Annotated in this window: 24 protein-coding genes; 10 read left to right on the top strand and 14 right to left on the bottom strand. The window is 61.5% G+C overall.

The genetic code is table 11. The annotated features are described in order from the left end of the window. Window positions 1-102: 102 nt before the first annotated feature. Complete coding sequence (locus AC0L23_RS32390) at window positions 103-351, bottom strand: H-NS histone family protein (RefSeq protein ID WP_473357914.1); 249 nt, start codon at window positions 349-351, stop codon at window positions 103-105. A gap of 593 nt (window positions 352-944) precedes the next feature. Here AC0L23_RS32390 and AC0L23_RS32395 point away from each other — a divergent pair. After that, window positions 945-1,661, top strand: coding sequence for a hypothetical protein (locus AC0L23_RS32395; protein ID WP_473357915.1), 717 nt, complete (start codon window positions 945-947; stop codon window positions 1,659-1,661). 23 nt (window positions 1,662-1,684) lie between these two features. Here the strand turns inward: AC0L23_RS32395 and AC0L23_RS32400 are convergent, their stop codons facing one another. Further along, window positions 1,685-1,957, bottom strand: coding sequence for a PilZ domain-containing protein (locus AC0L23_RS32400; RefSeq protein ID WP_473357916.1), 273 nt, complete (start codon window positions 1,955-1,957; stop codon window positions 1,685-1,687). A 684-nt stretch (window positions 1,958-2,641) separates the two neighbouring features. Here AC0L23_RS32400 and AC0L23_RS32405 point away from each other — a divergent pair. After that, window positions 2,642-2,824, top strand: coding sequence for a hypothetical protein (locus AC0L23_RS32405; protein WP_473357917.1), 183 nt, complete (start codon window positions 2,642-2,644; stop codon window positions 2,822-2,824). A gap of 336 nt (window positions 2,825-3,160) precedes the next feature. Here AC0L23_RS32405 and AC0L23_RS32410 read toward each other — a convergent pair whose 3' ends face one another. The 12 genes from AC0L23_RS32410 to AC0L23_RS32465 form a co-directional block, all read right to left on the bottom strand. Then, window positions 3,161-3,337 (bottom strand): DUF3606 domain-containing protein, encoded by a 177-nt coding sequence (locus AC0L23_RS32410; protein WP_473357918.1) that lies wholly within the window; start codon window positions 3,335-3,337, stop codon window positions 3,161-3,163. Window positions 3,338-3,522: 185 nt separating this feature from the next. Next, window positions 3,523-4,458, bottom strand: a complete 936-nt coding sequence (ligD, locus tag AC0L23_RS32415; RefSeq protein ID WP_473357919.1) for a non-homologous end-joining DNA ligase — start codon at window positions 4,456-4,458, stop codon at window positions 3,523-3,525. Window positions 4,459-4,911: 453 nt separating this feature from the next. Then, window positions 4,912-5,166: a hypothetical protein gene (locus tag AC0L23_RS32420; RefSeq protein WP_473357920.1), complete on the bottom strand. Its 255-nt coding sequence runs from the start codon at window positions 5,164-5,166 to the stop codon at window positions 4,912-4,914. A gap of 540 nt (window positions 5,167-5,706) precedes the next feature. Next, complete coding sequence (locus AC0L23_RS32425) at window positions 5,707-6,159, bottom strand: hypothetical protein (RefSeq protein ID WP_473357921.1); 453 nt, start codon at window positions 6,157-6,159, stop codon at window positions 5,707-5,709. Window positions 6,160-6,188: 29 nt separating this feature from the next. Then, entirely contained in the window at window positions 6,189-7,682 is a 1,494-nt protein-coding gene (locus tag AC0L23_RS32430) for a hypothetical protein (RefSeq protein WP_473357922.1), read from the bottom strand. After that, a complete protein-coding gene (locus tag AC0L23_RS32435) occupies window positions 7,679-8,032 on the bottom strand; it encodes a hypothetical protein (RefSeq protein ID WP_473357923.1) in 354 nt (117 codons plus the stop codon). Before AC0L23_RS32435 ends, AC0L23_RS32430 begins: the two co-directional genes overlap by 4 nt. 605 nt (window positions 8,033-8,637) lie before the next feature. Then, entirely contained in the window at window positions 8,638-10,035 is a 1,398-nt protein-coding gene (locus AC0L23_RS32440; protein ID WP_473357924.1) for a DNA primase family protein, read from the bottom strand. Next, window positions 10,032-10,904: a DUF7146 domain-containing protein gene (locus AC0L23_RS32445; protein ID WP_473357925.1), complete on the bottom strand. Its 873-nt coding sequence runs from the start codon at window positions 10,902-10,904 to the stop codon at window positions 10,032-10,034. The genes AC0L23_RS32440 and AC0L23_RS32445 overlap by 4 nt, the downstream gene beginning before the upstream one ends. 50 nt (window positions 10,905-10,954) lie before the next feature. Further along, the gene (locus AC0L23_RS32450; protein WP_473357926.1) at window positions 10,955-11,224 is read right to left on the bottom strand and encodes a hypothetical protein; all 270 of its coding nucleotides are present in this window, start codon (window positions 11,222-11,224) and stop codon (window positions 10,955-10,957) included. A gap of 120 nt (window positions 11,225-11,344) precedes the next feature. After that, window positions 11,345-11,593 carry a hypothetical protein gene (locus AC0L23_RS32455; RefSeq protein ID WP_473357927.1) on the bottom strand — a complete coding sequence of 83 codons (249 nt, stop codon included), beginning with the start codon at window positions 11,591-11,593 and terminating at the stop codon, window positions 11,345-11,347. Between the two features lie 95 nt (window positions 11,594-11,688). After that, entirely contained in the window at window positions 11,689-12,288 is a 600-nt protein-coding gene (locus AC0L23_RS32460) for a hypothetical protein (RefSeq protein ID WP_473357928.1), read from the bottom strand. Then, the gene (locus tag AC0L23_RS32465; RefSeq protein WP_473357929.1) at window positions 12,285-13,667 is read right to left on the bottom strand and encodes a tyrosine-type recombinase/integrase; all 1,383 of its coding nucleotides are present in this window, start codon (window positions 13,665-13,667) and stop codon (window positions 12,285-12,287) included. Before AC0L23_RS32465 ends, AC0L23_RS32460 begins: the two co-directional genes overlap by 4 nt. A 1,054-nt stretch (window positions 13,668-14,721) precedes the next feature. Here AC0L23_RS32465 and secE point away from each other — a divergent pair. The 8 genes from secE (at window position 14,722) to rpoB (ending at window position 23,889) form a co-directional block, all read left to right on the top strand. Further along, complete coding sequence (gene secE / locus AC0L23_RS32470; RefSeq protein ID WP_007602984.1) at window positions 14,722-14,913, top strand: preprotein translocase subunit SecE; 192 nt, start codon at window positions 14,722-14,724, stop codon at window positions 14,911-14,913. Then, window positions 14,913-15,467, top strand: coding sequence for a transcription termination/antitermination protein NusG (gene nusG / locus AC0L23_RS32475; protein ID WP_007602985.1), 555 nt, complete (start codon window positions 14,913-14,915; stop codon window positions 15,465-15,467). Before secE ends, nusG begins: the two co-directional genes overlap by 1 nt. Window positions 15,468-15,597: 130 nt before the next feature. Further along, window positions 15,598-16,026, top strand: coding sequence for a 50S ribosomal protein L11 (gene rplK, locus AC0L23_RS32480; RefSeq protein ID WP_018456444.1), 429 nt, complete (start codon window positions 15,598-15,600; stop codon window positions 16,024-16,026). 6 nt (window positions 16,027-16,032) lie between these two features. Then, on the top strand, window positions 16,033-16,725 hold the full coding sequence (gene rplA / locus AC0L23_RS32485; protein ID WP_007602988.1) for a 50S ribosomal protein L1: 693 nt from the start codon (window positions 16,033-16,035) through the stop codon (window positions 16,723-16,725). 90 nt (window positions 16,726-16,815) lie between these two features. Further along, complete coding sequence (locus AC0L23_RS32490) at window positions 16,816-17,763, top strand: 2-hydroxyacid dehydrogenase (RefSeq protein WP_085351281.1); 948 nt, start codon at window positions 16,816-16,818, stop codon at window positions 17,761-17,763. A 577-nt stretch (window positions 17,764-18,340) separates the two neighbouring features. Next, on the top strand, window positions 18,341-18,859 hold the full coding sequence (gene rplJ / locus AC0L23_RS32495; RefSeq protein ID WP_026233178.1) for a 50S ribosomal protein L10: 519 nt from the start codon (window positions 18,341-18,343) through the stop codon (window positions 18,857-18,859). A 54-nt stretch (window positions 18,860-18,913) separates the two neighbouring features. After that, window positions 18,914-19,291, top strand: coding sequence for a 50S ribosomal protein L7/L12 (gene rplL, locus AC0L23_RS32500; protein WP_007602994.1), 378 nt, complete (start codon window positions 18,914-18,916; stop codon window positions 19,289-19,291). A gap of 482 nt (window positions 19,292-19,773) precedes the next feature. After that, window positions 19,774-23,889, top strand: coding sequence for a DNA-directed RNA polymerase subunit beta (rpoB, locus tag AC0L23_RS32505; RefSeq protein WP_377787407.1), 4,116 nt, complete (start codon window positions 19,774-19,776; stop codon window positions 23,887-23,889). The last annotated feature ends 98 nt before the right edge of the window (window positions 23,890-23,987 follow it).

Here is a 23,987-nt window from a genome sequence, read left to right on the forward strand (position 1 = left end):
CCTTCACGCAACGCCATCGTAGAACTCGCCGCGCTCGCGCGCATGTGTCAATCAGGCGGCCTTCGTCGTATGCGTACCTTCTTCCCAATGTGATCGCGGTGCTCAATTTGTCTGCCGCTTTTGAACCGAAGCCTGGTGGATTAGGAAATCGTCCAACTCCCGGCCACCTCGAAGCTGCGGCCACAGCCACCGAGGCAGCCTGGCGCGTCCCGACCATGTCTCCGCGGGGTTCTTTGGATTGCTATATTTGGGGCGAACGGGCGCGTATGGACGGCGCTTACGATCGAGCCGTACGGCTTTCTCGGCCCGGCCAATTTTGTGGAGCCGCTCCTCCAACCGTGTTTTTTGCACCAAAATTTTCTGACTGAGTGTGGCGGCGACCTGTGGTGAACTACCCAGAGCTCGTCAAGGGAAGGCGATCTGAAATGCTCGGTGTTCATCGCTCGATCCGATTCTTGGGAGATGGGCCACGCAGACAAGTCGGGAATGAAGGAACAGACAAGCCATGAGTTAAATAGTGGTCGTACGATCCACATTTATTTGAGCAAGTAGAACGGGAGAAAGGTGGACGGGGGGATATCGTGACGTAAGTATTTAATTTGGTGCGAGGGGCGGATCCTCGCTTAGGCCCGCACACCTGCATCGTGACATCCACAACCAACCGCTCGACCGGTTGCGCGTTCATTGCCATGGCCGCTGCGAAAATGAGCGCAACGCGGTCGCGTCGCGGATCGCGAGCGGGATCGACGCTGGGGTAACGCGTGTGGCTCGATTTAATCGAACGCATTGCCGCGCGTTGCAAGCGAAGAATGTTGGATAGACCGATTTAATTCGGATGCCACCAGCACAATAAATCCATCACGTTGCCAGATTTAGGCCGCACGGGAGCCCATCTCGCCGCGAAGGGTCGTGCGGAGTGGGGGGCGCCACACCGGGAGTTTTCGATGTCCCGTCGCATGAGACTTTACTTCGCCAGTCTTGCCCTTGTCGGAGGTCTTTCGGCGGCACCAGCGTGCTCGGACCCTTTTACCAACTTGTTCAATATTGCTCCTCGCGAGCCCGCTGCAACCTCGTCGGCGCAGCCGGAATGCTTGCCGCGGTCCGGCAATTCGCCCGGACCAAGCCAGCACTGGGTCTATCGGCGGGACGGTCATCGCAAATGCTGGTTCCTGACCGACAGCATCGCAACGGTGCGAAAGCGGGTGGCCAACCGCGCCGCCAGTCTTGACAAGAATGGGGCTGCGCTGCCAAGGCCGGCCCCGGTGATTGATGCGCGCGCGGAGTTGCTAAGCTCTTTGCCGTCCGAGGGAGCTCATCTGATGCCGTCGGCAACCGAAGTCATGGTTGCTGACGCCGCTTCTGTTTTCGATGCAGGCGCGCCGCCCCTGGCCCGGGCGGCTCCCGCCGCGGATCTTGCCACCGGCCAACTCACGTCAGAGCACTCCGTACCGTCCCACGTTGACGTAGAGAAGCTTACCGTGGCCGTACGAGCCGGGGACTCACCTCCACTTATGCCGATGGACGCGAGCAATGCAGAGGCGCGCGATGAGTCGCGCAGTTGGGCGGTGACCTGGCTAGGCGTGCTGCTGATTACGATGGGGGGCTTTTCGATCTTAAGCTCGAGCCGCACGATCCGGCACACGGTGAGAGTACGCCACTGAAGCGCGCTTTACGGGGCAGGTTGTTACTCTGACTTGCCGGACACAAAAGCGATCCCGATGCCCTTGGCCGAGCGCCACACGGCTCGACACGGCCGGTCCAATTCTGCCGTCGGAATTCTTAGACTGAACTCGTGCGGAATACCAAGCTGACTCGGTACCTCCAGGAGGGCCCCGGTCTCGGAGAGGTCACGCACAACGCAACTGACGGCGCCACCGGGCAATTGGATCAATGCGGCTTTGAAGACGCGCCGCCGGCGTACTTTGCGGTTTTCCATGACCCCGAGATTACGAGGCATAAATGAGAAGTTGTTGAAACTTGTCGCGGAAAGTTACGCGACAATTCCGGCGGTCACTTAAGGGTGCAGTAACCACGAGTGGCATGCAATGGGGTATACCGACACACGAAGCGGCCAGTGAAACGCCCTGTTGCAGGAGGAAGCGCAATGCACGCGACAACGCAATATTCTTGGTTCTTGTTACGACAACGTTGGCTCTCGTGGTCGTTAAGCTCCGCATTCTCAAAGGACGGCCGGAATGATCTGTGCAGTCGTGGGGGCCGTACCTCGGGCGCGAGCTTTGAAGCACCGCGATCGACGCTGCAATCTGCTCCCTGACCGCCACAGACAGGGAAAAGCCGCAGCATGCCGGGAGGTGCCAGGCTGCCCGTGTGAGCCGGGGGGCCAATCGAAAGGCCAACTCCTCCCAACGACCTCCAAGACGCCATCGCCGGGAACAATTCGCACGTTGCCGAGAATTATCCCGATGACGTTTCCCCAATAACGTCAAGTACACTATGGCCTCAGCTCACCCCTCTTGCCCCGGGGCTGAGGCCGTTGTCTTGCAGCCATTGTGAGATCGAACCTCGGCTAAGACCGACGCACCGTTAGCAACCCCTTTGTCGTTTTTGGCTCGCGATGACCACTTTGCTCCCGATGCGGCCGCTGATCCGATAAAGCAGTTTGCATGTCGAGTGCCGTAAAATGATTGATCCGCACCAGGTGAATACAATCATGTCCACGACGATTTGCGGGTTTTTTGCACATCACCCGGACGCGAAAATTGGAATTGAAGAAGCTAAGCAGCACGCGAAGCAGATTGCGGAGGCTCTCAACGAGGCAGGACTGCAGATTGCCGCCGCCGATTCGACGAGTGCAACTGACTAGTATGCTCGTGGCGATCAATCGTTCTGGCTTGTCTTGATATCATGCTGAACAGTCATGACATGCGGCTCGTCAGTGGCGGGGTTTCTGCACGCCTGCGTCTTCGATGATATGGCTCGCATCCGGCTCTTCAATTCCCGCGTCTATGTCCGGCGACCTGTTGCAGGCGCACGGCTCACCCGCGCCGCACTGGCAGCCAAGTTCCTCGCTCCAGGCTCGGTCCGGGTGGTTCTCGCAGACAAAGCCTAAGCCGAAGCAGATGGGGCAGGTGGGATTGATCATGGCATGAAAAGCGCGCGGGCCTTGCTCCAGAGAACGCAAGCATACCGCGCGCCTCGGTTACGCCGCCAATTGTTTGCGAACGGCGGCGGCCGAATTGCCTACTTTGTCGACGGACTTCTGCAGCTCGTCCTTCGAAACACCGAGTGCCTTAGTCCAGTACTTGACCTCGAAGTCTTCATGCATGTTGATCTTGCTACGGTCGCGCTGGTCCCGTTTGGTGAGATTGTCGCTCATCTTCCTCCTCCATCGCCTGTACAAGCCGCTCATCGTCGAGAACGGCCAGCAGGTCGTTGATCGTGTTTTCGCTGTCCCTCGGCCCAGGCTCGACATAGCGAGCCAGGATGGCTTGGGCTTCTTTTACCGCTCGGGTTACGCGATCCGGCATGCCGGTACTCCACTCACTGGTGGAGAAAACGCCGTCAGGAACGCCGCGTTCCTTTGCTAAGCCCCTTGAATGAGCTGGCCCGCAGCAGGCCTTCGGAGGTGATGTCCCGATATTCGATGTCGGCGTAGAACTTCGGCTCGACCCAGGTCGCCTTCGGTTTCCTGACAGGTTTGGTGAGCTTCTGCTTCGGGCTGACGACGGTATCGAGCGCCTTGCGGATCTCCGCCGATTTCGTCCGGCTCCAGCCCGTCCCGACCTTGCCCATGTAGCGCAGCTCTTTTCCTTCCTGCTTGCCGAGGTAGAGCGCGGCGACTCCGGACGGGTCCTTGACGAAACCGACAACAGGGAATTTTTCGCGCTGCACCGTCTTGATCTTCTGCCAGGCTTCCACCCGGTCAGACCGGTACGGCGCATCTACTCGCTTCGAGACGATGCCCTCGTAGTTGAGCTTGCTCGCCGCCTCGAATAGCGCCTGCCCGTCACCTTCATGGTGCTCGCTGTAGAAGATCGGTGCTTCCAGCTCATTCTCTTCGATCAGCTCCTTCAGCAGCTCTTTGCGGGCAAGCTGCGCATGTTTTCGGAGGTCTACGCCGTCCAGCCACAGGAGATCGAAGGCGAAGTACTGTAGACGGTCCTGGTCGCCTCTGCCGAGGTCTGCCTGGAGTTCGGAGAAGTTGGTGCGCTCTTCGTGGATGACGACCACCTCACCATCGACAATGGCTTGCCCTTCGATGTCGAAGGCGCCGGCAATGGCCGAGAACCGGTTGATCCAGTTATGGCCGTTCCTGGTGAAGGCTTTACGGCTGTCGCGGTCAATGTGGAGCTGGATGCGGTAGCCGTCGTATTTGACTTCGTGAATCCACTGAGCCCCCGAAGGAGCTTTCATCTTCAGGGTCGCAAGCTGGGGGCTGATAAAGCCCGGCATGAAAGCTTGCGGCTTCTTGGCCGGTGCTCGGGTACGCTTTGCCACTAACGCAACTCACAAAAAGCCCGCCGTCGGTGGGGGGAGCCGACGGCGGGCAGTCTACCTATACCTTACTTAGGACTCTCCAACCGCGAAGCCCACGCGGCGTTCCCACGCGTTCTAGATACAACCGCAATCGCGATTCCAGGTTGTATTTTCAACGTCAACGAGAACGGCAGACGAACGGCTAGAGAACGCGGTGTGATAGAGCGTTCGTCCAGAGGAACGCCCTCAATACTGCGGCCTCTTCAAAAGCTCCGGCAGCCGGGAGATGGCCTTTGCGATCCGCCTCGCCTCGTCACGAGTAAGGAATTGCGCGGCGTACTGTGGTATGGGCGGCGGTGAAGGCCTCGCGGTGAGGCACAGAGCAAACGGAGAAGCCATTTGCATCCTTCACCCGGAAACATTGCTCCTCCTCCACCATCACCCACGGCGCCGGAAACCGCCGGAGGTTATCCATCACGCCCTTCGGTTTGCCGGTGTGCCACGTATCCGTTTACCGGATGAATAGGTCGGGCCTTCCTTTGCCGTCCTAACCTGCCGGTCACGCTCAGCGCAGAGATCGTCAACCTTGCTCAGCATCCGCTGAAGCAGGGTCTCAGCCGAGGCGGTCGATATCCCCGCCCATTGAAGCTGGAGGATTTCCTTGCGCTGGCGGCTTACCTGCGCGCGCATACGCTCGATTTCCGAGCGGAGATAGTCGAGTGTGGGCATGGGCAAACCTGGGATTTCGCTCCAATTGAACGAAACAAGAACAAAGAGTCAAGCAGGGCGTTTAGTCCCTTCTGGCCACGGCTCGTTTTAACTCGTCAATCCCTTGCCTGTCGGGGGCTGGCTCAGATCCCGAATGACGTTTTGGATTATTGGGGAATGCTGCTGACGCTACCCACGCAGCGGCCTCCGTTTATTGCCCGCTTGTTCGTGGAGTGAGTCAAAGTTGCTTTCAGAAAAGCTCAGCGAGCGGGCCATCTCTAAATGGATGTGGCACTGGAGGCCTACAGGCTCATACTGGTCGCATTTGAAGCGCCTCCGCGCGCGTAAATGCAATCCAAGAACGATCGGCGATCCGGCATTTCCGCTACACTTGCCAATTCACCTGCGTGAAGACCGTATTCATCCGGGCGAGAACAAAGGCTAACTTGGCCCTACGAACGCGGACCAACCCACTAGCTGGTTTGATGTCGCGCCTCGCAGATAGCGCTGAACCCCGGGGGAGCCGAAATGTGTACCCAGAGAGACAGCTAGGTCGGCTGACTACTTCATTAAATATGCTGCGGACCCCTGCCGTACCTTGCTCCTCTCCAGCAGAAGTCGTTCCATCGCCGCGAGTCCACCTCGTAGTTCGTCCAGCGCCTTCACCAATTTCTGCTTCGCATCCGACTCTTGCGGCGTCAGGTCCTCGCGTCCGCGCAGCCGTTCGATTTCCCTGTTCGCTGCCACGCTGACGCTATCGAACGGCCTGAACACGGCCAACTGCTTAATCGCCCGGCGGCCGACCTCAGCGCGGCGTCGCACGATCTCGTCACGGGCGAGCTGTCTGCTTCCTTCGATCTCGATGCAGTCGTTGTCAAAGGCGTGGGCGAAGTCGTAAAGCTGCTGTACGCACTCATGCAGCTGCCTCCAAACGGCGCTCGTGGAAGCGTCGGGCCAGCGCAGATGGGTTGGTACGATGCGAATGGCTATCTCGTTCTGGGTCAAGCGCTTCATTGTGGTTCCCTCTTTTTTCAGGCCTCGTGTTATTGCGATTGATTCACCTTCAGCCACCTAATGCGCTCTCGCTCAATCGGGCGCATAGTCTTTGGATCGAGCTCGCAGCCCGGGCTGCTGCCCACCACCGGATAAGTAAAAACCCGGAGCCGTGGACGGACTGCGAGGTTGGAAGCCAGGACGCCGGCGACCGCGTTTGCTAGATCGTCGTGAGCCCCCGGGGGATGGTCGATCGATTCTCGACCGCTCCTGGCAGTGCGCCGCTCTAAGGCGGTGAGCTGGGCGACGAGTCGCGGGTTGTCGAGCAACTCAACCCGACGGCTATTCAGCAGCGGCAGCAGGTCGAGATACAGCTCGCTCTTCGACTTGTTTGAGACATCGTAGCTGATGCCATGCTTGCGAAACTGCTCGCGTGGAAACTCGCCTGCGTACCTGTCCCCTACGATCCGTGAGACACGGTACGACCTGCAGGTAGTGGCGAACTCTGCGATTGCGGCCTCCGGAGAGAACGGCGGCTTGATCTCGCGAAGACAGTCTAGGATTAGGCTGTCGTTCTCTCGATGCGCGACAGCGAGCGTGAAGCTGTCGGATGACCCGCCACTCGGGTCAGTGAAGACGAGGTAGCGTAGGCTTGATCTCGGCTGGCGCTCGAACGTGCCTCTACTGATGCACGCCTGCACGGCTTCGAGGTTGATGAAGGACTCGACGTCGGATCTGAACTCCGCGCCGAACTCTGCGCTCGCAGAGGCGGGATCGCGCTCATACGCCTGGTCAATCAAGCTCTGCGGGATCGTCGGGTTCATCACCCTGGTCGGTGCTTGCCAGACCAGAACCGGATCAGCATCGCGGCCGAAGTGCCTGCGGTGAGCGTCCCACAGCGCGCCGCGTCGCGCGTAGGGGCTGGAAGCGCAGAGCAGCAGCGAGTTCGGGAACTGCGCCATGCCGGGCCGCAGCGCGTTTATGATCTCGAAGTCGGGCTCCGCCGCGTCGTCGGTTGGCCAGAAGGCAATCTCGTCGCAGAGCGCGGCAACAATGCTGTAGCCGCGGGTACTCCGGAATGAGGCGACATGAACCTCGATGGTGATCTGGTTGTCGAGATCGAATGCCTCCGCCGTCTCGCGCTCGATCATCTGGGCAAGGAGCGGAACGCGCAGCAGTGCCCGGATGTATCTGAGAATGATACGGGCCTGCTGCCGGTCGCGGGCGATCACCATGATCGTGCCGCGCTCGCCGGGCGCCAGGAATTGTCGGCAGTCGCGGAAGCAGGCGATGAATACCGCCAGCATTGCCAAGACGAACGATTTACCGCCCCTTCTTCCGACGGCCAGCCAGGCCTCGGCCGCCGCTGTGGTAGGCAGCGCTTCGCGCCCCGTGCAGGCTCGATACACTGAAGCTTGCTCCTCCGTCATTTCGAGCGCGAACAGCGCAGCAAGAAAGGCGAACCACGCGGCCCAGTGTTCGCGGTTCTTGAACCAAGGCGCGAAGAGATGTCGGTCGAGAGCTGCGTCGAGGATCGAGATCATGTCTCGTCCTCCTCGTCCCCATCCAACTTGCCTTTGAGATAGCTCTCCAGCGAAGGCAGGACCTCCCGCGCCCTGCGGTTGATGCCGATCCGCTGGGCGACCCGGACCATCGTCGACGTAAGCGTCGAGTGGGTGGCCACGTCGATGGGGTGGCCCAGCGCGAGCTGCGCCTCCATCTGCTCGGCGACAACAGCGCTGGCCGCGAAGCGGCGGATCAGCTGAAGCCGAGTCTCGCTCAGGTGATCGGCCCCGCCCTGGTCTGCGGCGACGGCATCGGCCACGTCCCGGAACCTGCGGGCGATCAGGCTTCGGCCATCGACGCCCGGCAGGACCTCCTTACCGTTAGTCACCCGGCTCTGAGCCTCCGGCTTCCGCTTAGCTAGTTTTCGGCTTGTTGTCGGCATTCCTCCACCTATCAAAGGGGAATAATTTTCTCCTTCAATTAGGTCAGAGCTTGGTGACATGTGCCAGGAAAATGAGGCCTTTGGCGTTACCCTGGAGGCACCCCGGTCAGGGAGTGTCGCTGTTTTTGTCAGGCAAATCTATGATATTGCTACGTTTTTAATTATTGAGCTCCGGACTACTAGACCGTAGCCCGAAACCTTGGCCTCCGTCCTTGGGTTCTAGGACGAAGAAGAATATTCTAAAAGCGAGCGCAATTTTGGGACGGCGGCGGCCTATAGGATTTTCTTAGTCTCTCGACGTCTGAGGCAGGGGCCCAAGGGCCAGCAGCCTGTAGCTTGGGGGCCCTTTTCCCTCAGTACCGAAAGAACTGCCCACGTGACCTCCCTGGTCGGCCCGTGGCTCCCTTTCGGAGGGAACCTTTGGGGCAGGCGGGGGCTCCTGGTCTAAGCAGGTCAAGGCATTAGCGGACCCTATCGCGGGGAAGGAAGGAAACTTACCTCATTATAAGGGAAGGTTCGGAAATACCCTGCCATGCTTGGACCGGACACCCTCACATCACATGCGCGATGCCGCTATACCGCCGCTTTCGGCGGTCGCCCTCGCGGAGCTTGGGGGTGGCTAACTGGCCCGGAAGGGCAGTGTGTAGATCGCGCCCGAACCACTGCTTGCTGTTCGGCTTGAGTCCTGCTTCTTGACACCATCGCTCATAAGCCTTGTACAGCTCATCGACCTCGACGCTGTGGGTCGGCCCGACGACGCATTCGTCGCGAATGAAAGCCTTGATCGGAGAGCCGAGCGTCTCCATCGCATCTATCGCCTCGATGGCGTTGTCCGGCTGGACGAAGTGCCCGCGCTTCCGCAATGCGTCGTAGCCGTCCAGCGCCCAGTTCAAGATGCCCGGCAGCTCCAGCAGCAGCTCGTTGGTGAGCCCGACATTCTCTTGACCGTAGAAGCTCTTCGTAAACAGCAGCACGATGAACCTGCCGACGAGGGCGCCGGAGCCGTCGGTCAACGACAGCATCTCGTTGGTCAAGATCACCACCCGCGTCGCCAGCTGTCCCGACCACGCTTGCTTGTATTTGCGTCCCACGGTCAGCTGATCCTCACCTGAGATCGTCAGCAATCGCTCGACGATGACGGACTTGTCGGAGCGCTGGCCGATCCGCGCGTCGGAGATGATGGCCAGCGACTTGGCCAACCAGGGCTCCAGGCCGAAGGGCTCGCTAAGAGAACCCATGGTCGGTCCGACGACCGAATTCTTGCCCAGTAAGGCCGTCAGCACGCGGGCGACGGTGCCCTTGCCTGACCTCTTCGGCCCGATGCCTAGCAGTATCTTCTGCCGCGACGTGTCGACCGAGAGCGCGTAGCCGAACCATTCTTGCAGCATCGAGATGGCGGTCTCGTCCGCAAGAACCTCCTTGAGAAAAGCCAGCCATCGCTTTGGTTCGTCCGCCTGCATGTCGAAGGCGACGGTGGATGCGTTGAGATTGAAGAACAGCGGGGTCGGCAGCAGCAAGTCCCGCGTCGGCAAGTGCAGCAGTCCATTGGCTACGGCCAGGCACTCACGCGCAGGCGGGTGAGTCCCTTCGTCCAACCAGCTCGGAGCGTCGATCCCGTTGTCAAGCTGGCAGATCGCGCCAAGCGCCTCCAGCACGTTGGCGACGGACGTCTTGTTGGGCTTGAACGGCACCGGCTTGCCTTCCTTGTCCAGGCGGTCGGCCTTCTCCAAGAATTCCCAGATGCCGGAGCGGATCACCTCGTCGTCTGCGCTCCGGTAGTGGCTTGTGCTCCATCGCCAGAACTCGCCGCGATAGCGATGGATGATGCGCGCGTCGCCCTTGGTGTAAAGCGAACGCATCAGCGCCCTGGCAGTGCGCATCGGGTTGCTGGGATCGAGCGTCGGGATGCCCTCGGCGCGATCAACCATGTGGATGATCTTCTCGTTCAAGGCCTGCCTCCCTCACGCAGCAGGTCGTTAAAGTCCTTGCCGAGCGGTGCCCTGGCGATGCGCACCTCTCGCTTTTCGTTTCTCCAGCGCCTCGCCGCGGCCCTGGCGGCCTGTTCCCCTGGGTCGTCGCCGTCGGCGAGGATCGTGACTCTCCTGACCTCTTCCGGCAAGATGACGTGGCGCATCATGACGGCGCTGCCCGCCGCCCAGCCGTGCTTGCCGGTGGCCTGCATCACCGAGAGCGTGGTCTCGATGCCTTCGCCCACCATCAGTTCGTTCGATACTGGTGAGAGACGGATCGCCGTTCCCTTGACGTTGCCGAGGTCCATGCGCGGCGGCTCGACGTTCGCCTTTCCGCTGCCGTCGTGCCTCAGAAAGGTACGGTGGATCGCGACGACTGCTCCGGCCACGTCACGCCGCTCGGCCACTATCGCCGGGAGGAAGGAACCGCTGGGCCCGTGCCGGAGCAGCCCGTGAAAGCGCAGGCAGGGCGGCGGCGGCAGTGTCAGCGCCCTGGCGCGGAGGTATCGCTCGACAAGGGTTCTTGACGCCTCTTCGGACTCGAACAAGATTTTCTTGATGTGGTCGCTGCTGTCCCGGGGCGGCTCTGCTACGAGGCCCAGCCCCCGGCGTACGTGCGCGTAGGCCGCGCCCAGGCGCCCCGAGCACTCGTAGATGAAGAACGACGCCGGTCCGGTGAACTGCACCCACATTGAGCGGTCGTTGTCGTCGCACCCGGGGCTGGGGCACCTGACGAACTTGCCGTCGACGTCGCCGCCCAGCAGGGCTGCGAGCTCATGCAGGTCGACATCGACGCGGCCGGCGGGGTTCTCGCGCAGCTCGAAGGCGAGCTTCTTGAAGCCGCTCATCTCGTCATGGCCTTAATAAAATGATGATCAACCACCTCTTCGCTGCATCGTCACCGCTTATCGCCGTGTGGCCTTGCCCCGAAACGATCGGCTCGGCTTGGCCTAGTCGCGGCCACCGTGTTCTTGATCGCCCTGTCCCTCAGCCAGGCATCCCACTCTGCGATGTCGTTGTACTCAGTGCCGTTGATCACGACGGCCTTGGGACACTTGAGATCGTCGTCGTGCTTCCATCGCCACAAACACATGGTGGTGACGCCCATGTAGTCGGCGAGCTGCTTATTGCGGGCATATTTTTGATTTGGCTTCAGGAGAGCAGGCATGTCTCTTTCCTTGATGTTCGAAAATCCAGAAGCCTATGATTAGGGCAAGCGGCCGGGGCGTTCCCACCCCGGCAGATGGAGGTCTGGTTAGGAAAAAAATTACAGGGAGGGGAATTCCGCCTACTGGAGGCCGGACCATCTCACCAGCGTGAGACCTATTCCCGGTAAGTAGAGGGCATTGCCGCCCCGGCCATCGGGAACGATCTCGCACGCGAGCTCAAGTTCGCCGCCGTTCTCTGCGGCCATCTGGACCAGATGTTCTCCTAGCTCCGGTGGCAAGCATTCGAGTGAGATTCTGAAATCATCACCTGCGTCTTCGAGCTTACTCGTGCCAAGTAGGATGCCGGGGTCGTATTGCTTCTTAGACATTCGCATGTTCCTCTTGATAGATTGTAACGAGGAACAACTTGGTCGAACTGAGCGCCGATTTTCTATCTCGGCAGATGGGACTCTGGTTGTAAGAATTAGGAGGAGGCCTTCGAGCTGATTCTCTTCACGGCCCGCTTGACGCCGTCTTCGGAGACGCCCCATCGCTCAGCGGCGAACCACTCCACGGACCTCTCGCCCTTGCGAGTTTTGCGGTTCGTCTTGCCGGTGTACTCGTGTAAGAACCGGCGGATCAGCGACAACTCGCGCGCTGCGGCCATCTCCCGATCTTCGACGCTTAGTTTCTCCTCGCGGGCCGCGACGTCCGGTCTCGCATCGGCCTCTAGGGACAGGTTTGGACGCCACCTTGCCCGCCGCTTCCTTACACTGTCATGGGTTTCCCCGTGCTTCATCGTCGGTAGGCAGAGCATCCCGAACCTCGCGAGTTCGGGCAACCGCTTGCTGATCGGCCTGAGGTCGCCTTCCAGGGCCGCCTTTATGTCGTCGGCATACTCGCCGGCGGGAGGGGCTTCGCCGTAGATGTCTAGCTCCCTCTCTTCGCGAAGCTGCCTGACGTCCTCAAACGGCGGCGCATTGCGTGCCGTCTCGCTCACGCGCGACGCGTAATATTCGTCGAGCCTGTCACGCAGCCAGCGAAGCGTGGCATGGTCTGTAGCGTTACTGCCAGGTCTGGTCATCGCTTCGCCTCCCAGATGGAGACGACGTTGCTAGCCGCGACATCGCCGACGAGCCGGTCGAGGTGCGAGGCCCAAGCCGCCAGTGCCTCGCGTTTCTCGTCCTCATACTCATAGACGTTGTAGTTGCCGGCGACGCCGGCCCTGAAGCCGCTGACATGATTGAGGCAGGCCTCGGCGACGTGAGGAGGGACCTTAATCGATGCCATCCCGGTACTGACGGTTCTCCGGAGGTCGTGAATCCTCCATTCCCGAAAGCTCTCCCTAAGCTCCTCCCGCATCATCTGGTCGATGCGCGGCTTGATCTTGCTAAAGCCGCTGACAGGTGTCTTGCCAGTAGTGGTGAAGATGAGGCCGGAGCCGCCGCTGAACTTAGAAGCATCGACGAGGAGGTCGCGGCTCTCTCTCGATAGCGGGATTAGGTGGGGCAGCTTATTCTTTGTCCGCTCGCTAGGGATTATCCAGCGCTCGCCATTCTCGCTGATCTCGCTCTGGTGAACGCCGGCGACCTCGTCCCTACGGCAGCCGGTGTACAGCAGACCTCGGATCAGCGGACCGAACGGATAGCCAAGCTTCTCGGTCGCCTTCCAGAGTGCCCTAATCTCGGCGGCGGTCAGTGAACGCTGTCGCTTCGCGGGCGGGGAAGGGACGAAGGTGTCGTCGGTCGGATCGACCGCGATCTTGCGCTGCTGCTTGAGCCAGCCGAAGAGCTTGCCCAGTGCCCGGCCGAGGTGTCTGCCCCGAGCATCGGACACGCCCTTAGCTCGCCGCTCAAGTCCGGGGATGCCCTTCCTCCGGGCCTCCTCGACAGCGGCGTGAATGTCCGCCTCGGTGATCTCTCCAACCGGGCGATCGGACCAGCGCGCGGAAAGAGAGCCCTTGATGATCGAAAGCTCGTCGTTCTTTTCGTGACGTGCGAGGCCGAGGACTCTCGCAACATCGGCCCAGCCCCTGTTGATCCCGTGCTTCTTTCGGGGATTCCTCAGGTACTGGTCGACGAACTGCCGTACGGCGATGGGAAAGGTGAGGGCGCGGGCGTCGAGGTCGATCCGCCGCCTGGCCTTCGCGGCCGAGAGGTCAGCGATCACATCGTTGCCCATCGCCCGCTGTCGGTTCACCTCCGCCGCAAGCCAGCGGGCAGAGGCGAGGGTCAGCCTCATGCCGACCTGCGGCGCCCCCTCCAGCTCCGGCGCGTCCGGGTCGAACTCTCCCAACGTCAGCTTGGCGCTGCGGCCGTCTGGTCTCCTGAACCTCATGATGAAGCTCTTGTGGCCGGATGGCTGGATCAAGAGGGAGAGCCCGCTGGCTGCGTCCCGCACCTCCCGCCGGCTCTTGCCGGCCTTGAGCTTGGCAACGGCGGCGGCTGTCAGTTGCTTGGTCACGCTTTGGCCTCTTCTAGTTGCTCTGGCAAAACGCGCCGCTGCGGGTCCAGCCGGAGGGGCAGGAGTTGCCAATGCGCGGGATCGCCGGTTGGGAGCGAGGGCTGGTCGGGCTGCAGTAGTTTCCCGTGCTGTAGAAGCCAGACGGGCAGGAGGGAGGAGCCTTGAGGCTTGGCCACTGGCAAGGGAGCCAGGGCTGCCGCCACAAGGACGATGAAGAGTGTCAGGGTAAACATGGGGTATACTGAAATAATGGTTAAGTAGTGTTACCCCGGGTTATAACCCTATTTAAAAATAAGTACATAGCTTAGCAAAACCAATACCTTGGTCAGGTAAGAAGTTATTCCCGGTTAAGGCCGGTTAAGAGCTAGCACCGGTCTCCAAAACCGGGGGTCGCAGGTTCGAGCCCTGCCACTCCTGCCAGCGAAATCAAACACTTAGCTAGAACGTGGGCGATCAGCCATCGGCCGGATATTGCTGCCGGACGGCGTGAATCCTAGCCGCTGACCTGCCGTTTCCAGATCGCCTCTGCAAGGGCGATCTCGGCCACGGAATCTGCGCCGGAAGCCACGGCGTCCTCTGCTCCACGATATCGGCGACGAATGCCTCGGCCTGACGCCGAAACGCCCAACTCTTGCCGCGCGACAATTCAGTGGGTTGTCCTTGCTGATGGAGAACGACCTCTGCCTCCTGCTCGGCAAAGGCGGGGGCAATTCGATGGTCAGCGCGCCCAGCTCGAACGCGTTGGGCTGCGACCTTGGGACGGCGCATTGCAGGCGGCAGATAAACCCTTGATCGGCCTGATCTCTGGTCCGTCGCCCGTGGAGGCCGTTTTGCCCACGCCGGCCCTCTCTATCTTGACCTTTGGTCCCATCCGCAGTAGATACCGCGCACTCGCAGCCGGCCCGTTAGACGCGGATCTCCGGCGCGGCTTTGAAATCCCCGAACAATCGAGCCCGATTTCCGGCTCATCCTTCGACAGAGGGCTGGGCCAACGGCGGCTGTTCGGATCCCTGAAATTCATTCGCGTCTGTCGACGGACGTTGGACATCAAACGATGGCAGTCAGCCCGTTCAAGTTCTTGCAGGAAGTCCGCTCGGAGACCGCCAAGGTCACCTGGCCGACCCGCCGCGAGACCACGATCACCACCATCATGGTGTTCGTCATGGTCGCCGTGGCCTCGATCTTCTTCTTCGCCGCCGACCAGATCATCCGCGTCCTCATCACCTTCCTTCTGGGCATTCACTGATGGCAACAGCAACGGCTCAATTGTCTGACAAGCGCTGGTACATCGTCCACGCCTATTCGAACTTCGAGAAGAAGGTCGCCGAATCGATCCGCGAGCAGGCCAAGCAGCGCGGGCTTGAGGAGTTGTTCGAGCTGGTGCTGGTCCCGACCGAGAAGGTCACGGAAGTGCGCCGCGGCCGCAAGATCGACGCCGAGCGCAAGTTCTTCCCGGGCTACGTGCTGGTGAAGATGAAGCTGACCGACGAGGCGTTTCATCTGATCAAGAACACGCCGAAGGTGACCGGCTTCCTTGGCGCGGAAAACAAGCCGATGCCGATCTCGGAAGCCGAGGCCATGCGCATTCTGCACCAGGTGCAGGAGGGCGTGGAACGGCCGAAGGCGTCGGTGTCGTTCGAGATCGGCGAGAACGTGCGCGTGGCCGATGGCCCGTTTGCCTCGTTCTCGGGTGTGGTCGAGGAAATCGACGAGGCGCGCTCGCGCGTGAAGGTCGCGGTGTCGATCTTCGGCCGCGCCACGCCGGTCGAACTGGAATTCGGTCAGGTCGAGAAGGTCTGATCGGGTAGGCGTGAGGCTTCGGTCTCGCGCAACAAGAGGCCGTGGGAGGGAGAGGGCGGTTGCCAGCCGCATCCGACCCAGACCACGAACCTGAAACCGCCGGCCCAGGCCGGCCCAACAGGAGTGATACATGGCAAAGAAAGTGACCGGATACCTGAAGCTTCAGGTCCCGGCCGGTGCGGCGAATCCTTCGCCCCCGATCGGTCCCGCGCTCGGTCAGCGCGGTCTCAACATCATGGAGTTCTGCAAGGCGTTCAACGCCCAGACCCAGAAGGAAGAGAAAAACACCCCGATTCCCGTCGTGATTACGATCTACGCCGATCGTTCCTTCACGTTCGAGATGAAGACGCCGCCGATGTCCTTCTTCCTCAAGCAGGCTGCCAAGATCCAGTCCGGCTCCAAGGCGCCGGGCCGTGACAAGGCGGGTGCGGTGACCAAAGCGCAGGTGCGCGAGATCGCCGAGAAGAAGATGAAGGATCTCAATTGCGATTCCATCGAAGCGGCCATGAAGATGGTCGAGGGCTCTGCCCGCTCGATGGGTCTGGAAGTGGCAGGGTAAGCGGTCATGGCAATCGGAAAACGTTTGAACAAAGCCCGCGAAGGTATTGATCGCGAAAAGCTTTACCCGCTCGCAGACGCCATCAAGATGGTCAAGGAACGCGCGAAAGCGAAGTTCGACGAGACCATCGAGGTCGCGATCAATCTCGGCGTCGATCCGCGTCACGCCGACCAGATGGTCCGCGGCGTTGTGACCCTGCCGAACGGCACCGGCCGTACGCTCCGCGTCGGCGTGTTCGCCCGCGGCGCCAAGGCCGACGAGGCCAAGGCTGCCGGAGCCGACGTCGTCGGCGCCGAGGACCTGGTCGAGAAGGTGCAGAACGGCACGATCGATTTCGACCGCTGTATCGCAACCCCCGACATGATGCCGCTGGTCGGCCGCCTTGGTAAGGTGCTCGGCCCGCGCGGCCTGATGCCGAACCCGAAGATCGGCACCGTGACCATGGACGTCACCGGCGCCGTGAAGGGCGCCAAGGGCGGCTCGGTCGAGTTCCGCGTCGAGAAGGCCGGCATCTTGCAGGCGGGCGTCGGCAAGGCCTCGTTCACCGAGGAAAAACTGGTCGAGAACATCAAGGCCTTGGCTGACGCTGTGTCCAAGGCCAAGCCGGCCGGTTCCAAGGGCACCTACATCCAGCGCGTTGCGGTGTCCTCGTCGATGGGCCCCGGCGTGAAGGTCGAGCCGGGCACCATTCTCGGCTAAGGTTTGCAAATGACATGAGGCGAGGGGCGGAATTGGGCAACCGATTCCGCCCCTCGTCGTTTGTGACGGCGTTCACCGGAAACAAGAACAATGACTGACAAGGTCCTGATCTACTCGCGCTTTCCCAAGACGATGATGGCGCGCTTCGCCGAGCGGTTCGAGCTGCTCGACACCGGCGGCAAGCCGGCGCGGGAGATGTTTTCGGCCGACGCGCTCGGCGATATCCGTGCAGTGCTCACCGCCGGCGGCACGCCGCTGGGCGCGGAGGCGATGGACCTGTTTCCCAAGCTCGGTGCCATCGTCTGCTACGGCACCGGCTATGACGGTGTTGACCTGAAGGCCGCTGCTGCCCGCAATATTGCGGTCGGACATAGCCCGGGTGCCAATGCGGCCTCCGTCGCCGACATCGCGATGACCCTGATGCTCGCGGCGACGCGGCGAATCCTGGTGGCCGACCAGTACGTCCGAAGCGGCGATTGGGCCGCGTCAAAGCCCTCGCCGATGATGCGCCCGCAGGCCGGGATGCCGGGCCGCCGCATCGGCGTCTACGGCATGGGCGAGATCGGCCGCAAGATCGCAGCGCGCTGCGCGTCCTTCGAGAGCGAGATCGGCTATTTCAGCCGCAGCAGGTACGATCTGCCCTATCAATATTTCCCGACCTTGGAGGCGCTGGCCGACTGGTGCAGCGTGCTGATGATCGCGGTCCGGGCAGGAGCCGAGACCCAGCATGCCGTCAGCGCCGATATCCTCAGGCGCCTCGGGGCGGACGGCTATGTCGTCAACATCTCCCGCGGCTCGGTGATCGATGAGAAAGCCCTGGTGCTGGCGCTTACCGAGAAGACCATCGCCGGAGCCGGTCTCGATGTCTATGACAAGGAACCGCACGCTCCTGACGCGCTGACGGCACTGCCCAACGTCGTGTTCTCCCCCCATATTGGCGGCCACACCCTGGAATCGCACGTCGCCATGCAGAACTGCGTGCTGGCGAACCTGACCGCGTTTTTCGAGGGCAAGAAGTTGCCTTACGCGGTCAAATGAGCGGAAACCGGCCCTTTTCGGCCATGGTTAAGCGCGAGCGGCAACGGATTGGAACTGGTGTGAATTTTGCTCTTGGCAAGCAGGCCCCGAGCGGTTAAAGAACCGCTTCCGGACGTGCCGGCCTCGGCTGGCGCGTTCGTGCACGCATTCCGAAAACAAGCGATGGAGATCATTCCTTTTCAGGGCGTCCGTGAGGATTTGCTGGAAAGGGAGGGAAAACCGTCGGGTGTGGGGTGCGGGCAGAGGTCGGGCGGTTCGCCGGCTGACCTTGTCCTGTCCAAGACTGCAGGCGCCCGCGGGGAATTCCGATTTCTCAACGGCTTAATCGCATGGCCTGCATAGACGGGTGAAGACCGGATTTCACTTCGTGGCCACCTTAGGGTCGGTTGCGGAATGGGTTTGGTTCGGACCTCGACACGCCGTGGGCTCTAATGGGCTCTCGGAGGGCAGGCTTTGAATTGTCGTCTTGCCCGGCGTGTCCGATGGGTTTGGCCCTGAGGTTCAGGTTTGGGCGGGACGATGGGTGCAACCCGGCGGTCCCGCTTTCGCGATGACCGCCAACCGGAAAGAGCTTGCTGTGGAACGAGCGGCAAAAAAGGAAGCGGTCGAACAGCTCAATGGGGTCTTCAAGACCACGAGCGTCGCGGTCGTTGCCCAATATTCCGGCCTGACCGTTGCCCAGATGCAGAAGCTGCGCTCGCAGATGAAGCAGGCTGGCGCCTCGGTGAAGGTCTCGAAGAACCGTCTCGCCAAAATTGCTCTTGAAGGCACTGACGTCGTTGCCATCGGCCCCATGCTGAAGGGACCGACCGTGATCGCCACTTCGGACGATCCGGTAGCGGCGCCAAAGGTCGCCGTCGAATTCGCCAAGGCGAACGAAAAGTTCGTCATCATTGGCGGCTCGATGGGAACGACCGTCCTGAATGTCGACGGCGTGAAGGCACTTGCCTCGCTGCCGTCGCTTGACGAACTGCGCGCCAAGATCGTCGGCCTGCTTGTGGCCCCGGCGACCAAGATCGCTCAGCTCGCCAACGCGCCCGCGGGCAAGCTCGCGCGTGTCATTCAGGCTTATGCCTCAAAGAGCGAAGCGGCCTGACGCCCTTCGCAAAACTCAAACCCGAACCAGACTTACATTCAAGGAAACTGAACAATGGCTGACCTGCAGAAGATCGTTGACGACCTCTCGAGCCTCACCGTGCTCGAAGCTGCCGAACTCGCGAAGCTCCTCGAAGAGAAGTGGGGCGTTTCGGCTGCCGCGGCTGTCGCCGTGGCCGGCCCGGCTGGTGGTGGCGCTGCCGCCGCTCCGGCCGAAGAGAAGACCGAGTTCACGGTCGTTCTTGCCGCCGCCGGCGACAAGAAGATCGAGGTCATCAAGGAAGTCCGCGCCATCACCGGCCTGGGCCTGAAGGAAGCAAAGGACCTCGTCGAGGGCGCGCCGAAGCCTGTCAAGGAAGGCGTGAACAAGGACGAAGCCGAGAAGCTCAAGGCCCAGCTCGAGAAGGCTGGCGCGAAGGTCGAGCTCAAGTAAGCAGCGCTTACTGGCACGAGATCCCGGTCAGCATCATCGCAACCGGGGTCTCGGTCCGCTCTCCGAAAGGGCGGGCCGGATGCAAAAGGCGTGCGACGGAACGACCCCACGCAGGCCGAACACGAAAAAGTGTGGGGATTTGAGGGTTTGTCCCTCGAATCTGCACTAATGTCGCCCCATATCGGGTCGGCAGCACGAAAGCGCGGTGGGCAGGGATGCCGCATTCCCTGTAAGCCGTTGGGAGAGCAAGCTATTTCGGGCTTTTGCAGTCCGTGAAGAGGTTGGTTGTGACGGGCGGGCGCGCTCCTGCGCCCCGCGCGTCGTTTTGCGTTTTGAAGGTCTGAAGAACAGATTCAGGACATTCCTGCCTGAAACTGAGTCTCCGGCCCCCAAGACGGGTTCGAAAAATTCAACCCGGGGAGCGGCGGTCGCCGCGTTCCGGAGGGCGCGCCCAAATCGGGCGACGAAAATGAGAGGCCACGATGGCGCAGCAGACATTCACCGGTCGCAAACGCGTTCGCAAGTTCTTCGGACACATCAAGGAAGTGGCCGAGATGCCGAACCTCATCGAGGTTCAGAAGGCGTCCTATGACCAGTTCCTGATGGTCGACGAGCCCCAGGGCGGTCGATCGGACGAGGGCTTGCAGGCGGTGTTCCGCTCGGTGTTCCCGATCTCCGACTTCTCGGGCACCTCGATGCTGGAATTCGTCCGCTACGAGTTCGAGCCGCCGAAATACGACGTCGACGAGTGCCGCCAGCGCGGCATGACCTTCGCGGCCCCCCTCAAGGTGACGCTACGCCTCATCGTGTTCGATATCGACGAGGAAACCGGCGCGAAGTCCGTCAAGGACATCAAGGAGCAGGACGTCTACATGGGCGACATCCCGCTCATGACGATGAACGGCACCTTCATCGTCAACGGCACCGAGCGCGTCATCGTCTCGCAGATGCACCGTTCGCCGGGCGTGTTCTTCGACCACGACAAGGGCAAGACCCATTCGTCGGGCAAGCTGCTGTTCGCCGCTCGCGTGATCCCGTATCGCGGCTCCTGGCTCGACATCGAGTTCGACGCCAAGGACATCGTCTATGCGCGTATCGACCGTCGCCGCAAGCTTCCGGTGACGTCGCTGATGTTCGCGCTTGGTCTCGACGGCGAGGCGATCCTCAGCACCTTCTACAAGAAGATCCAGTACAAGCGGATCAAGGAAGGCTGGCGCGTTCCGTTCGACGCCAATCGTTTCCGCGGCTACTCGACCATTAACGACCTGATCGATGCCGATACCGGCAAGGTCGTGCTCGAAGCCGGCAAGAAGCTCACCGTGCGCGGTGCGCGTCAGATGCAGGAGAAGGGGCTGAAGGCGCTGCGCCTCTCGGATGCTGAGCTCGTCGGCAACTACATCGCCGAGGACCTCGTCAATCCCAAGACCGGCGAGATCTACGCGGAAGCCGGTGAAGAGATCACCGACAAGTCGATCAAGGTTCTCAACGAGCACGGCTACAAGGAGCTGCCGCTGCTCGACATCGACCACGTCAATGTCGGCGCCTACATCCGCAACACGCTCGCGGCCGACAAGAACATGACGCGCGAGGACGCGCTGTTCGACATCTACCGCGTGATGCGTCCCGGCGAGCCGCCGACGCTGGATTCGGCGCAGGCAATGTTCCAGTCACTGTTCTTCGACGCCGAGCGCTACGACCTCTCGGCGGTCGGTCGCGTCAAGATGAACATGCGCCTCGACCTCGATGCGCCCGACACCCAGCGCACGCTACGCAAGGAAGACATCCTCTCCGTCATCAAGACGCTGGTGGATTTGCGCGACGGCAAGGGCGAGATCGACGACATCGACCATCTCGGCAACCGCCGTGTGCGTTCGGTCGGCGAGCTCATGGAGAACCAGTACCGCATCGGCTTGCTCCGCATGGAGCGCGCGATCAAGGAGCGCATGTCTTCGGTCGACATCGACACGGTCATGCCGCAGGACCTGATCAACGCCAAGCCGGCGGCCGCCGCCGTGCGCGAGTTCTTCGGCTCCTCGCAGCTCTCGCAGTTCATGGACCAGACCAACCCGCTGTCGGAGATCACCCACAAGCGCCGCCTGTCGGCACTTGGACCGGGCGGTCTGACCCGCGAGCGCGCCGGCTTCGAGGTCCGCGACGTGCATCCGACGCATTACGGCCGCATCTGCCCGATCGAGACGCCGGAAGGTCCGAACATCGGCCTGATCAACTCGCTCGCGACCTTCGCGCGCGTGAACAAGTACGGCTTCGTCGAGACGCCTTACCGCAAGGTCAAGGACGGCCGCGTCACCGACGAGGTCGTGTACCTCTCGGCGATGGAAGAGGGCCGCTATACGGTCGCGCAGGCCAACGTGCCGCTCGATCCGAAGGGCCGCTTCACCGAAGATCTCGTGGTCTGCCGTCACGCCGGCGAAGTCTTGCCGGTGACCCCGGACAAGGTCGACTACATGGACGTGTCGCCGAAGCAGCTCGTTTCGGTCGCGGCCGCGCTGATCCCGTTCCTCGAGAACGACGACGCCAACCGCGCGCTGATGGGCTCGAACATGCAGCGCCAGGCGGTGCCGCTGGTTCGCGCCGAAGCGCCGTTCGTCGGCACCGGCATGGAAGGCGTGGTTGCGCGTGACTCGGGTGCTGCGATCGCGGCGCGCCGTTCGGGCGTGATCGACCAGATCGACGCCACCCGCGTCGTGATCCGCGCCACGGAAGATCTCGATCCGACCAAGTCGGGCGTCGATATCTACCGGCTGATGAAGTACCAGCGCTCCAACCAGTCGACCTGCATCAACCAGCGTCCGCTGGTGAAGGTCGGCGACATCGTCAAGAAGGGCGACATCATCGCCGACGGTCCGTCGACCGATCTCGGCGAGCTCGCGCTCGGCCGGAACGTGCTCGTCGCGTTCATGCCGTGGAACGGCTACAACTTCGAAGACTCGATCCTGCTCTCCGAACGGATCGTGAAGGAAGACGTGTTTACCTCAATTCATATCGAAGAATTCGAGGTGATGGCCCGCGACACCAAGCTCGGACCCGAGGAAATCACCCGCGACATTCCGAACGTCTCGGAAGAAGCGCTGAAGAACCTCGACGAAGCCGGCATCGTGTACATCGGCGCGGAAGTACGCGCCGGCGACATCCTGGTCGGCAAGATCACGCCGAAGGGCGAAAGCCCGATGACGCCGGAAGAAAAGCTCCTGCGCGCCATCTTCGGCGAGAAGGCTTCCGACGTCCGCGACACCTCGCTGCGCGTTCCTCCGGGCGTGCAGGGCACCATCGTCGAAGTGCGCGTGTTCAACCGGCACGGCGTCGACAAGGACGAGCGTGCGCTGGCGATCGAGCGGGAAGAGATCGAGCGTCTGGCCAAGGACCGCGACGACGAGCAGGCGATCCTGGACCGCAACGTCTACAACCGTCTTGCCGAGCTGCTCGAAGGACGGCAGGGCATCGCCGGTCCGAAGGGCTTCAAGAAGGACACCAAGATCACCCGTGCGGTGCTCGAGGAGTACCCGAAGTCGCAGTGGTGGCTGTTCGCTTCGCCGAACGACAAGCTGATGGCCGAGATCGAGGCCATGCGGAAGCAGTACGACGAGTCGAAGAAGGGGCTGGAACAGCGCTTCCTCGACAAGGTCGAAAAGCTTCAGCGCGGTGACGAATTGCCGCCCGGCGTGATGAAGATGGTCAAGGTCTTCGTCGCGGTGAAGCGCAAGATCCAGCCCGGCGACAAGATGGCCGGCCGCCACGGCAACAAGGGCGTGGTGTCGAAGATCGTGCCGATCGAGGACATGCCGTTCCTCGAAGACGGTACGCATGCCGACATCGTGCTCAATCCGCTCGGCGTGCCTTCGCGCATGAACGTCGGACAGATCCTCGAGACCCATCTTGGCTGGGCCTGCGCCGGCCTCGGCAAGCGTATCGGCCAGACAGTCGATGCCTATTTGTCGAAGCAGGACATCAGGCCGCTGAAGGAAACCTTGAAGAAGGTCTACGGCGAGGACGAGACGATCAAGTCGCTCAACGACAACGAATTGATCGAGCTCGGCCACAATCTGAGCCGCGGCGTTCCGATCGCGACGCCGGTGTTCGACGGCGCCAAGGAAGCCGACATCGAGGAGATGCTGAAGCTTGCCGGTCTCGACGCTTCGGGTCAGTCGACCGTCTATGACGGCCGCACCGGCGATGCCTTCGATCGCAAGGTGACGGTGGGCTACATCTACATGCTCAAGCTGCACCATCTCGTCGACGACAAGATCCACGCGCGTTCGATCGGTCCGTACTCGCTCGTTACCCAGCAACCGCTGGGTGGCAAGGCGCAGTTCGGCGGCCAGCGCTTCGGCGAAATGGAAGTGTGGGCGCTCGAGGCTTACGGCGCGGCGTACACGCTCCAGGAGATGCTGACCGTGAAGTCGGACGACGTCGCCGGCCGTACCAAGGTGTACGAGGCGATCGTGCGTGGCGACGACACCTTCGAGGCCGGTATTCCGGAATCGTTCAACGTGCTGGTCAAGGAAATGCGCTCGCTCGGCCTCAACGTCGATCTGCACAATTCCAAGGTCGGACCGGGGACGGCGGAAGCGGCCGAGTAATACGACCCTCATGCCCGGCCTGAATGGCCGGGCATCGGCGCCCAGTCCTGGAATCGCAAGGGCAGGGTGCCCCGCATAGTGATTTTCGAATTTGCTGC

Source organism: Bradyrhizobium sp. MI1.4, assembly GCF_055811315.1.